Source organism: Actinosynnema sp. ALI-1.44, from assembly GCF_001984155.1.
In the GTDB taxonomy this organism is placed as follows: Bacteria; Actinomycetota; Actinomycetes; order Mycobacteriales; family Pseudonocardiaceae; genus Kibdelosporangium.
Window position 1 is genome coordinate 159,278 of the sequence record NZ_MTQO01000033.1, and the last position, 11,931, is coordinate 171,208.

Here is an 11,931-nt window from a genome sequence, read left to right on the forward strand (position 1 = left end):
TCACGGCCGCGCCGCGGTGGAGCCGGAAGAGTCCGCCGCCATCGCGGCATCCAGCAGGTCCTGGTGATCGGCCAGCCACCTGCCCGGGTCGGCCAGCAGGTCGGCGGCCGTGGCCGGATCGAGCGGCGCAAGGGCGTCCTCGTCCATGTCGGACCGCGCCCGTCGCGTGTCCTGGAGGAACCCGCAGAGGTCGGTCAGCCGGACGCATGTGGCCCGGACCCGCTCCAGCGCGGCCTCCCGTTCGGCCTCCGGGTCCTCGGCCACAGCCCGCTCCCTGGCGTAAAGCCGGACCAGACAGGGAAAGGAGTACCTGATCTCCTTGCTGCGGTCGTGCACGGCCACGGTCAGCAACCGGTCGTCCAGCAGGCTCTCCACCAGGTCTTCGGCCTCATCCTCGGATTCGGCCAGCAGCACCACCGGGAACCAGATCGGGAAGTACGGCGTGGCCAGCAGGCCCAGCAGGCGGAAGGCCCGGCGCAGCCGGGGCGACAACGCGGTGTAGCTGGAATCCAGCACGTCCCGCAGGTCGAGGTCGGCGTGCTGCAGCTCGTCCAGGCGGGTGCGCTCGTCGGCCAGCCGTCTCGCCAGCCTGCTGACCGGCCAGTGCGGCTTCGCCTGTAATCGGGACGCGGCGATGCGCAGCGCGAACGGCAGCCCGTCGCAGTAGACGGCGATCCGTTCGGCCGCCGGGATGTCCTGGCCGACGCGTTCCTGGCCGGCGATCTCGGCGAGCATCTCCACGGCGGTGTTGGTCGCCAGCACGTCGACCTCCTTGAGCCGGGCGCCTTCGAGGGCGGTCAGCCTGCGGCGGCTGGTGATCAGCACCGCACACCGGGGATCGCGCGGAAGCAGGGACCGCACCAGGCGTTCGTCGTCGACGTCGTCGAAGATCAGCAAGGCCCGGCAGGAACCGGTCCGCTGGATGTAGAGCGACAGCCGGTCCTGCGGGCCGGCAGGCAGGTCCTCCGGCCGTGTCCCCAGCTGCCTGAGCAGCTGCACGACGCAGTCCTGCGCCGACACCGGGCGCCCGGTGGACCTGGCGACATCCACGAACAGCGTCCCGTCGGGAAAGGCGTGCCGCTGCCAGTGCGCGACGCGGACCGCGAGTGCCGTCTTGCCCACCCCGGCCAACCCCGTCAGTACGACCACCGACGCGGCCTTGGCCCTGGGTGCGAGCAGCAGCTCGGAGATCTCGTCGATCTCTTCGACCCGTCCGGTGAAGACCGTCGAGTCCGGGGGCAGCCAGAACGAGACGTCGGTGGGCTGGTCGGTCATGTCGTCGACCAGGTTCGTGAGGACGGCCTGGTGCCGTTCGGCCGTGACCGGCTGGACCGGTTTGGCCGGCTGGTCCAGTGACGGGTCGCGAGCCAGGATCCGGCGCTCCAGCGACTGCAGCTCCGGGCCGGGCTCAAGGCCGAGCTCCTGTCGCATCATCCGCTGCAGCCCGCGGTAGGCCTGCAGCGCGTCGGCCTGTCGCGAGGACCGGTAGAGCACCAGCATCAGCTGGGCGTGGAACCTTTCCTGCAGCGGGTGCTCACGTACGAGCGCGGACAACTCGCCGACGAGGTGGACGTGGCGGCCGTGCTGGATCTCGGCGTCGATCAGGTCACCGGTGGCCACCAGCCGCGACTCGTCCAGCCAGGTGGCCTCGGCGGCCAGACCGGGCAGCCCGTCGAGTGCCGGCCCTCGCCAGAGAGCCAGCGCTGTGCGCAACGCCTCGACCGCCTCGCTGCTGTACCAGCCGCTGCTGCTGGTGGCGGCACGTGCCTCGGAAACGAGCGTCTCGAACCGCACGGCGTCGATGTCGTCGGGATCGACCGCCAGCAGATAGCCGGTGTGGGTGGATTCGATCGGCAGGCCGAGTCTGCGCAGCGCGGAGACACAGATCTGGATCTGTGCCCGCACGGTCGCGGGCGGGCGGTCGCCCCAGACCGCGCTGGTCAGCTTGTCGATGCCGACTACGCGGCCCGCATCCAGCAGCAGTGCGGCGAGCACCGCCCGTTGCCTTGTTCCTCCCAACGGAAGGAGGCGCTGCTCGTGCTCCGCCTGCACGGGGCCGAGGATGCGGAACTCCATGAATCCCCCAGCGTGTGTCATCCGCGATTCGCGGGCGTGACACTTCAACAGAAGGCAGTCCCCAACTACTCCCTTCCCCCCATGCCCCCAGCAGGTCACGCAAAGTTCGTAACCACATTACACGATTTGCTGCCGCAATTGTACAGTCGCTTCGTGAACCGTCATCCGCCGGAGGGGAACGGATCTTTCGCGGTCGGTGTGATTCGGGCGAATCAGTTGTCCATGCAGAAGATCCAACGCTCGCTATTCGCCTGTGGCACGGCTTGCTGCCTGCGACGACTCAGTGGGGTGATCTCACCAAGATCGCGGCTCGTATGGTGAGCCTGGGGACGGCTCGCATGAACGCGCGCCTGTGTGCCGCAGAGTGGTGAGGACTGGGGGAAGGTGGGCCGGAGGGCCCCTTGGGAGAACTGGGATTCGCGCGGAATACAGTCATATGACAACCGTAATCAGTACCTCCGGGACCTATCCCGGAGTCACTGGGTAATCTCCCCGAATTTCACATGAGTCGGCCGTTTCGCGAATTGGCTGAGACCGGGCGCTGAAACGGTCGGATCCGTCGCGCTCGCGGACCCGCACCAGCACGAACAACGCCTGCTTTCCGCAGCTCAACACCCTGCCGTCACGGCGTGTCGGGCCCGCACCCGGTGTTCCGCGAAGATCGGCTTGGTGAGATCACCTTATTGTCGAGCAGGCGCGCTGGGTGACGATAGCAATTCGATGGCGACTCGATCGACCACGCGATGGGCACACGATGTTCCGCGAATACGGCCGCCGATAGCGCGTCTTGACATGGTCATGGCGAGGGATCAGTCAGCGTCACGCAACGCGCCGGACCGGTGTGCCGGGGAGCCGGAAGCAGCAGGAACCTGCCGCCGCCGGGGGAGCACACCGATCACCGGCCGTTGCGCGAGATCGTGCCTGACCCAGTTCTTCTTGTCTGGGAAACGTCACGGAGGCGGAGCCAAAGATGTTGCGGATCCATTTCACGGCACGGGACATCGCCGAGGTCAGGTTGGGCGGGACGTTGGGCCCGGTCGCGGAGACGCTGTTCGCACTGGACATGCTGCACAGGCCCGATGACGTGCTCTTCCGCGAGTGGCGCCGCCAGGTGCGGGGCAGGCTGGGCGGGCACGCGAACACGGTCCTGCGCCTGATCCGCTCGGTGCGCCCGGTCCCGGACCTGCTGTGGATGCTGCGGGACGAAACCAGGGCGGACGACACGAACGCGGCTCTGCTCCGCCGCCAGATCAGCTCGACTGTGCGGCGGTTCCACCAGATTGCGATCGCACCGTACTGGGGGCGGATCCACCACTACCTGACGACCGTGCACGCGGCGAACGGGCAGCTCATGATCTCGGGCGGGGTCGATCGGCTGCTGCGCGGCTTCACCGAGGACGTCAGCTGGGCGGAGGGCGTGCTGGAGATCCCCGCCAAGCAGTCCGGTGAGGTGCGGCTCGACGGCCGCGGTCTGCTGATCTGCCCGTCGTTGTTCCTGACGGACCGTCAGGTCGCGCTGATCGACGCCGGGTGTGGCGACGGCATCCCCACGCTGGTCTTCGCGGCGTCACCGGACAGGCCGACCGCGGCCGACCTGTGGGACGTGCACAAGTCGAACGGCCAGGCGCTCGCGGCTCTTGTCGGGCGCACCCGGGCGGCGGTGCTGCAGTCGCTCGTCGATGGCTGCTCCACGGGGGAGATGGCGCGGCGTCTGCGGATCTCGTCGGCCGGCGCGAGCCAGCACGCGGCGGTGCTGCGCGGCGCCGGGCTGATCACCAGCCATCGCCGCTGCAACACCGTGCTGCACACGCTCACCCCGTTGGGCGTGGCGCTGCTCGGTGAACAACGGTACGGCGCCGAGCCCGTCGCGCGGCCGGTGTCACTGGCCGGTTGAGGCCGCTTTCTTCACGGATATCTTTCACCGATCTCATGGCCTTCGCCGGTCATGCCTCGTTCTGTCATTTCAGCAAGAACATCCCTTTCTCAAGGGAACGTGGAAACGTCTGGCGTGCCACCACTGCCGCGGGTAAAGCCTGGTATCAGGCAGGGTGGCGGCGACAACGCCAAGGCATTGCTTATTGGGGTTACTCACTGGACGGCACGCGGTCGTCGGCACTTCGACACGGCTGCGGACGGAAGACCAGTGTCGAAAGTCTGGAGAAGGGCACACTTGTCATGTCATCAGAACCGAACTTAGCGCGGCGCGTCATATCCATTTACGACACCACACTCCGGGACGGGGAGCAGGCGCCGGGCAACTCGATGCAGCCGGAGCAGAAACTGGAGCTCGCACTGAATCTCGAGGCGCTCGGCGCCGACGTCATCGAGACCGGTTTCCCCAGCTCGTCGTCGAGTGACTTCAAGGCGACGCGGCTGATCGCCGAGGCCGTCACCACGGCACGGATCTCCACTCTCAGCCGGGCCGACCGCAATGACATCCGGGTCGCGGTCGAGGCAGGCGGCGTGCACAACCACCAGGTGGAGATCATGGCCACCGGCAGCGAGGTGCACCTGGAGCACAAACGGGGGATCAGCCGTGCCGAAGGCGTGCGGGAACTGGTGGACGCCGTGGAGTTCACCGCGTCGCTGGGGGTCGATGACATCTCCGTCGGCATCGAGGACGCCAGCCGGGGCAGCCACGGCTATCTGCGTGAGCTGATCGAGGCGAGCATGGCGGCCGGGGCGACCACGTTCGCCGTCGCGGACACGACCGGCTGCATGGTTCCCGAGGAGTACGGCCGTCTGATCGCCGCGGTGCGGGAATGGGTGCCCGCCGGAATGGTGGTGTCCACGCACTGCCACGAGGATCTCGGGCTCGGTCTGGCGAACACCCTGGCCGGTGTGCGCAACGGCGCCGACGAGGTCCAGGTGACCCTCGGCGGGATCGGCGAGCGCGCCGGGAACACCTCGCTGGAGGAGTTCGTGGCTGTGCTCGCGTACAAGAGCGAGGAGATCGGGGCGTCCACCAGGATCCGCAGTGAGGGCCTTTACGAGGCGTACCAGCTGCTGGCATCGATCATCTCGGTCACCCCGCCGCGCAACAAGGCCATCTTCGGCATCAACGCCTTCGCCACCGAGGCGGGCATCCACCAGGCGGGCATGCTGCGCAACCCGTTGACGTACGAGTACATCGAGCCTGCCAGGTTCGGCCGGGAACGCTCGCTGGTCGTGGGCAGGCACTCCGGGCGCAACATCCTGCGCTTCCTGATGCGGAAGATGAACCTGCCGAGTGACTCCGACCTGGTCGAGGAACTCTACGAGCGGTACATCGCCAACCGTGCCGAGAGCCGGTCCATCGAACTGGCCGAACTCCGGTCGATCCTCGACGCCAGGGTGGCGCTCGCCGAGGCAGCCGTCTGATGGCCACCGGGTACACACTGGCCGAGAAGGTGTGGCAGTCCCACGTGGTGCACGAGGCCGAGAACGAGCCCGATCTGCTCTACGTGGACCTGCACCTGGTGCACGAGGCGAGTTCGCCGCAGGCGTTCGACGGCCTGCGGTCCGCCGGGCGCCGGGTCCGCCGACCGGAGCTGACCCTGGCGGTGGAGGACCACAACGTCCCGACCGACACCACCGTGATCACCGATCTGATGGGCCGCCACCAGGTCGAGACGCTGCGCCGCAACTGCGCGGAGCAGGGCATCGAGATCTTCCCGCTCGGCGACAGCAGGCAGGGCATCGTGCACGTGGTCGGCCCGGAGCGCGGTTTCGTCCAGCCAGGGATGACAGTGATCTGCGGGGACAGCCACACCTCGACGCACGGCGCGTTCGGCGCGCTGGCGTTCGGAGTCGGCACCAGCGACGTCGAGCACGTGCTGGCCACTCAGACACTGGCGCTGGCCAGGCCGAAGACGATGGCCGTCGAGTTCACCGGCGAGCCGTCGCCGGACGTCACCGCCAAGGATCTGATCCTGGCACTGATCGCGCACATCGGGGCGAACGGCGCGCACGGCCACGTGATCGAGTACCGCGGCCCGGCCGTGCGGCGGCTGTCCATGGAGGGCCGCATGACGATGTGCAACATGAGCGTCGAGGCCGGCGCGCGGGCGGGGATGATCGCCCCGGACGACACCACCTTCGCCTACCTGGCCGACCGGCCCCACTCGCCGCGAGGTGCCGACTGGGACACGGCGGTCGAGTTCTGGCGGTCGATGTGCACCGATCCCGGCGCGGTGTTCGACCGGATCGTGACGATCGACGTCTCCGCGCTCACCCCGTTCGTCACCTGGGGGACCAACCCCGGCCAGGCTGTGCCGTTGACCGGTGCCGTGCCGGATCCTTCGTCTGTTTCGGACGGTGCGGAGCGGGCGTCAGCGGAGCGTGCCCTGTCGTACATGGATCTCGTGCCAGGCACATCGATGCGGGACATCGCCGTCGACACGGTCTTCATCGGCTCCTGCACCAACGGCCGGTTGGAAGATCTGCGGGAGGCCGCGGCGGTGCTCGCCGGCCGACGGGTGGCACCGAATGTCCGGATGCTCGTCGTGCCCGGCTCGATGGAGGTCAGGCGTGCGGCCGAGGAACAGGGCCTGCACCGGGTCTTCCTCGCGGCGGGCGCGCAATGGCGGCTGTCGGGCTGCTCGATGTGCATGGGCATGAACGCCGACCGGCTGCCGGGCAGCGAACGTGTCGCGTCCACGTCCAACCGCAACTACGAGGGCCGCCAGGGTCCACAGGCCCGTACGCACCTGGTGTCGCCCGCTGTCGCCGCGGCCACCGCGGTCGCCGGTCATCTCGCCGCGCCCGCCGACCTGCCCGGGAGGGAATCCGATGCAGCCGATCACTGAGCACACCGGCCGGTGCGTCGCGTTGCGCCGCAGCGACGTGGACACCGACCAGATCATCCCCGCCGAGTTCTGCAAGCGGCTGACCAAGACCGGTTACGAGGACACACTGTTCGCGGGCTGGCGCAAGGATCCGGGATTCGTGCTCAACGACCCGGCGCACGCCGGAGCCACGGTGCTGGTCGCCGGGCACAACTTCGGCACCGGCAGCTCCCGCGAGCACGCGGTATGGGCGTTGCGGGACTGGGGTTTCCGGGCGGTGATCGCTTCCAGTTTCGGCGACATCTTCCTGCGCAACGCGTGGAAGAACGGGCTGCTCGCGGTCCGGCTGCCCGAGGACGTGGTCGCGGACCTCGCCGACCGCGCGGACGCCGCGTCCGGGCCGAGCTCACCGTCGACGTGGTCGCCCGCGAGGTGCGTGGAGACGGCCTGCGGCAGGCCTTTCCGGTCGACGACCGCGCCAGGTGGTTGCTGCTCAACGGTCTGGACGACATCGGCGTGACGATGGAGAAGGACGACTTGATCTCGCTGTACGAAAAGACCAGGCATCCCTGGCTTCCGGTGGTCAGGATGACCGTGGACACGGCTGGATCCGGACGGTGACCGGGACACTCGCCGACCGGGGGATGTTCTCGGCGAGGGCGGCGGGGCTGACCGGTGGCAAGCTGGCCGGGCTGCTGCGCCTCGGATTCGCCGAGAAGGCTGTCGACCTCGCGGTGGGCACACCCGGTTTCCCGGACACACCAGTGTCGATGGTGGACCAGGCGTGCAACGCGATGCGTATGGGCCGCAACCAGTATCTGGATCCCTCCGGCGATCTGGTGATGCGGACCCGGATCGCGCGGTCACTGCCCGCGGCCGCCGACCCGGAATCGGAGATCACCATCACCGTGGGTGGCACCGAGGCGCTGTGCGTCGCACTGTTGTCCCTTGTGGACCCCGGCGACGAGGTCGTCGTGTTCGAGCCGTTCTTCGAGAACTTCCTCGGCGCCATCACGATGGCAGGCGGCATCCCGAAGTTCGTCCGGCTGCGGCCACCCGGCTGGAGCTACGACTCCGCGGAGTTGCGCGCAGCCTTCGGCCCGCGCACGAGGGTGGTCCTGACCAACACCCCGAGCAACCCGACCGGCAAGATGCTGCAGGCGCGGGAGTGGGCCGAGATCGCCGAGCTCTGCCAGCGGTGGGACGTCACCGTGGTGTCCGACGAGGTCTACTCGTCGTTCGCCTTCGACGGCAGGCCACACGTCTCGGCTGCGGACGTGCCGGGGTTGCGCGACCGCAACGTCGTGATCGGGTCGCTGTCCAAGAGCCACGCGGTCAGCGGCTGGCGCCTGGGCTACCTGCGTGCCGACGCGACCCGTACCCAGGTGTTCCGGCGGGTGCACGAGATCACCACCAACGGAACCGCCGCACCGTTGCAGATCGCGGCGGCACAGGCCGGGTTGTTCACCGGCAACCGGTGGAATCCAGCCGGGACGCTCGCCGCGCGGCGGGACGCGGTCCAGTCCATCTTCACTCGCCTGGGACTGGACTGCGTGCCCGCCCAGGGCGGCTGCTTCTTCCTGGCCGGCATCAGCGCCGTGACGCGGGACGACTGCGAGACCTACGTCCATCGGCTGCTACGCGAGTCGGGTGTGCTGCTCGTGCCCGGGTGCTCGTTCTTCGCCGACGAGGCCGACGGACGGCAGTTCGTGCGGATCGCCTTCAACCGTTCACTCGAGACCGTCCAAGCAGCCGAGCGCAAGCTGCTCGGTTCGTCCTGACAAGGAGCCCGCATTGCCACCGATCAGTGTGATCCCCGGAGACGGGATCGGGCCCGAGGTCATCGGCGAGGCGTTGACCACAGTGGACGAACTGGGCATCGGCCTTGAGTTCGACGTGCTGGACCACGTGAACGCGGACCGGTTCCTGCGTACCGGTGTAGCGCTGTCCGATGAAGACTTCCAGCGGGTGGGCGCCAGTTGTGCCGCCCTGCTGGGCGCGGTCGGCGACCCACGGGTGCGTTCGTCCGAGTACGCCCGGGGTGTGTTGCTGCGCCTGCGTTTCGACCTCGATCTGTACGTCAACTACCGGCCGGTGAAGCTGCTGCACGACCGGCTCAGCCCGCTGCGCGACGCCACCCGTCGCGCCGTCGATCTGGTGATCGTCCGGGAGAACACCGAAGGCCTGTACACAGGCGTAGGTGGCACACTTCGCCCGCACTCGCCCCATGAGGTGGCGATCGACGCCGAGGTCAACACGCACCTCGGCGTCTCCCGGGTGATCGACTTCGCGTTCTCGGCGGCCCGTACAGGTGTGTGCATGGTGGACAAGTCCAACGCCGTGCGCTCCGGCGGGCAGCTGTGGCAGCGGTGCTGGCGTTCGGCAGTGGCCGAGCACCCGGACGTCGCCACCTCACACCTGTACGTGGACGCCGCGGCGATGAAGCTGATCTCGGATCCCACGGCGTTCGACGTCATCGTGACCAACAACTCCTACGGCGACATCCTCAGCGACCTCACCGCGGAGCTGGCCGGGGGACTGGGCACGGCCGCGTCGGCGAACATCAACGACACCACCGGATTCGGGCTGTACGAGCCGGTGCACGGCAGCGCTCCGGACATCGCGGGCAAGGGGATCGCCAACCCGATCGGCGCGATTCTGACCAGTGCGTTGCTCATCGAGCGCCTCGGCCACCACCGCGAGGCCGCCGCCGTGCGGGACGCCGTGTCGGCGGCGGTCGCGGCAGGCCGGTGCACGCCGGACGTGGGCGGAGAACTCACCACCAAGGACAGCGGCGCCGCGATCCGCGCCGAACTGGTATAGCACCGCGGCGATCCCGTGGGCTCACGGAAGGAACCTGGAGTGGTCATCAGAAAGGAAGTACCAGCCAACGGGGTGGTGGACGTCATCGGCTCCACCCCGCTGGTCGCGTTACGCAACCTCGTGCCGGACGCCCAGTTCTCGGTGTACGGCAAGCTGGAGGCGCTCAACCCGGGCGGGAGCATCAAGGACCGGGTGGCCCGCGAGATGCTGTCCGGACTCGTCGACAGCGGCGAGCTGGTGCCCGGCGTGTCGGTCGTGGTCGAGTCCAGCTCCGGCAACCTGGGTATCGGCCTGGCCCAGCTGTGCCGGTACTTCCGGCTCTCGTTCGTCTGCGTCGTGGACGCCCGGACCACCCCGCAGAACCTGGCGGTGCTGCGGGCGTACGGGGCCGAGGTGCACGTGGTGACCGAGCTCGACCCGGCCACCGGCGAGTACCTGCCAGCCCGGCTGCGCAAGGTGCGGCAGTTGGCTGAGGAGATCCCACACGCCTACTGGCCCAACCAGTACGGCAATCCGCTCAACGCGTTGGCGCACGAGCGAACCATGCGCGAGATCATGACGCAGCTCGACCAGGGGGTCGGCTATCTGTTCTGCGCCACCAGCTCCTGCGGGACGCTGCGCGGCTGCGCGCAGTACGTCGAAGCCAACGGCCTGTCCACCCGGATCGTCGCGGTGGACGCGGAAGGCAGCGCGATCTTCGGCCGCAGGCCCGCCGCACGGCTGATCCCCGGGCATGGTGCCTCGGTTCGGCCGAAGCTCTACCGGGACGGCCTGGCGGACGAAGTCGTGCACGTGACGGACTTCGACTGCGTCCGCGGCTGCCGGCTGCTGGTGCAGCGTGAGGCCGTCCTCGCCGGGGGGTCGTCCGGCGCGATCGTGTCGGCCTTGCTGGGGATGGCCGAACGGATCCCGGCCGGGGCGACCTGCGTGCTGGTGCTGCCCGATCGGGGCGACCGGTACCTGGACACCGTCTACTCCGACGACTGGGTGTCGTACCAGTTCGGTGTGGACGCCGCGGTGGGCGTGACCGACTGGGCGGAGGCTGTGCCGTGCTGATCCTGACCGAGAAGCAAGTTCGGTCCCTTCTGGATGACGACGACTCCGTCGTCCTCGATGTCGTGCGGCAGACCTATGTCCGGCACGCCGCGGGCAAGACCGTGGTGCCGCACTCGGTGTTCCTGCGGTTCGGCGACGACGACCGCAACCGGATCATCGGCCTGCCCGCGTGGGTCGGCGGCGAGGAGCAGGCCGCCGGGTTCAAGTGGGTGGCGTCGTTCCCCGGCAACCTGGCGAGGAACATGCCACGAGCGTCCGCGGTGATGACGCTCAACTCGACGCGGACCGGCCAGCCGGAGGCCTTCCTGGCGGCGAGCGCGATCTCGGCACGGCGGACCGGGGCGAGCGCCGCGCTGGCCGCCGGGGTACTGGCGCCCGACGGCGTCGACCGGGTACTGCTCGTCGGCTGCGGTGTGATCAACTTCGAGGTGCTGCGGTACCTCACCAGCACGTGCCCGGACCTGCGCCAGGTGGCGCTGTACGACCAGGACCCCGGCCGTGCCGAGGTGTTCGGCGTTCGGGTGGAGCAGGCGTGGCCCCGGCTGCGTTGCCGTACCGAAGACGACCTCGGCGCCGCGATGGGCCGGCACGACCTGGTGTCGCTGGCCACGACCGCGACCCGTCCGCACATGGACGCCAGTGCCTGCCGGCCCGGCAGCGTGGTGCTGCACGTATCACTGCGCGACCTCACTGCGAACTCGATCCTCGGCAGCCGCAACGTGGTCGACGACGCCGACCACGTGTGCCGGGCCGGCACGTCGATCCACCTGGCCGAGCAGCAGGTGGACAACCGCGACTTCATCGGCCCGAGCATCGGCGAGCTGCTGGCAGACGGTGCCCGGCACGCGGACCCGGCCGCGGTGACCGTTGTCTCGCCGTTCGGGCTGGGCGCGCTGGACGTGGCGCTGGCCGCCGAGGTCTGCGCACAGGCCCGCGCGAAGGGCCTTGGCACGTGGATCGACGGATTCCTGTCCTGACAGACAAGAGGGGTACCCCAATGGACATCAGCCAAGTGGTCGGCGACACAGAGCAGTTCCGGGTCGTGGTCAACCACGAGGAACAGTATTCGATCTGGCCGGTCGGCCGGGCGTTACCCGTGGGCTGGCGCGAGGAGGGCACCGTCGCGAGCCGCGAGGAATGCCTTGAGCACATCGAGGTCGTGTGGACGGACATGCGGCCGCTGAGCCTACGGGCAGCGGGGCGGGACTGA

General features: G+C 68.8%; 9 protein-coding genes and 1 pseudogene. 9 read left to right on the forward strand and 1 reads right to left on the reverse strand.

The window, feature by feature from the left end:
* Positions 1 to 2,076 (reverse strand): AfsR/SARP family transcriptional regulator, encoded by a 2,076-nt coding sequence (locus ALI144C_RS07510; protein ID WP_076986269.1) that lies wholly within the window; start codon positions 2,074 to 2,076, stop codon positions 1 to 3.
* Positions 2,077 to 3,046: 970 nt separating this feature from the next.
* Here ALI144C_RS07510 and ALI144C_RS07515 point away from each other — a divergent pair.
* From ALI144C_RS07515 to ALI144C_RS07555, 9 genes and pseudogenes are all read left to right on the forward strand, one after another.
* Complete coding sequence (locus tag ALI144C_RS07515; protein WP_076986270.1) at positions 3,047 to 3,970, forward strand: ArsR/SmtB family transcription factor; 924 nt, start codon at positions 3,047 to 3,049, stop codon at positions 3,968 to 3,970.
* Between the two features lie 281 nt (positions 3,971 to 4,251).
* Positions 4,252 to 5,436, forward strand: coding sequence for a LeuA family protein (locus ALI144C_RS07520; protein WP_076986271.1), 1,185 nt, complete (start codon positions 4,252 to 4,254; stop codon positions 5,434 to 5,436).
* Positions 5,436 to 6,863 (forward strand): 3-isopropylmalate dehydratase large subunit, encoded by a 1,428-nt coding sequence (gene leuC, locus ALI144C_RS07525; protein WP_076986272.1) that lies wholly within the window; start codon positions 5,436 to 5,438, stop codon positions 6,861 to 6,863. Before ALI144C_RS07520 ends, leuC begins: the two co-directional genes overlap by 1 nt.
* Positions 6,847 to 7,463: pseudogene (gene leuD, locus ALI144C_RS07530) on the forward strand (3-isopropylmalate dehydratase small subunit). Before leuC ends, leuD begins: the two are co-directional and overlap by 17 nt.
* Entirely contained in the window at positions 7,460 to 8,623 is a 1,164-nt protein-coding gene (locus ALI144C_RS07535) for a pyridoxal phosphate-dependent aminotransferase (RefSeq protein WP_202818879.1), read from the forward strand. The pseudogene leuD and the gene ALI144C_RS07535 overlap by 4 nt, the downstream one beginning before the upstream one ends.
* A 13-nt stretch (positions 8,624 to 8,636) precedes the next feature.
* Positions 8,637 to 9,665 (forward strand): isocitrate/isopropylmalate dehydrogenase family protein, encoded by a 1,029-nt coding sequence (locus ALI144C_RS07540; protein ID WP_076986273.1) that lies wholly within the window; start codon positions 8,637 to 8,639, stop codon positions 9,663 to 9,665.
* 39 nt (positions 9,666 to 9,704) lie between these two features.
* Positions 9,705 to 10,721 carry a 2,3-diaminopropionate biosynthesis protein SbnA gene (gene sbnA, locus ALI144C_RS07545; protein WP_202818880.1) on the forward strand — a complete coding sequence of 339 codons (1,017 nt, stop codon included), beginning with the start codon at positions 9,705 to 9,707 and terminating at the stop codon, positions 10,719 to 10,721.
* Positions 10,715 to 11,698 carry a 2,3-diaminopropionate biosynthesis protein SbnB gene (gene sbnB, locus ALI144C_RS07550; RefSeq protein WP_076986274.1) on the forward strand — a complete coding sequence of 328 codons (984 nt, stop codon included), beginning with the start codon at positions 10,715 to 10,717 and terminating at the stop codon, positions 11,696 to 11,698. The genes sbnA and sbnB overlap by 7 nt, the downstream gene beginning before the upstream one ends.
* A gap of 20 nt (positions 11,699 to 11,718) precedes the next feature.
* Positions 11,719 to 11,931, forward strand: coding sequence for an MbtH family protein (locus tag ALI144C_RS07555; RefSeq protein WP_076986275.1), 213 nt, complete (start codon positions 11,719 to 11,721; stop codon positions 11,929 to 11,931).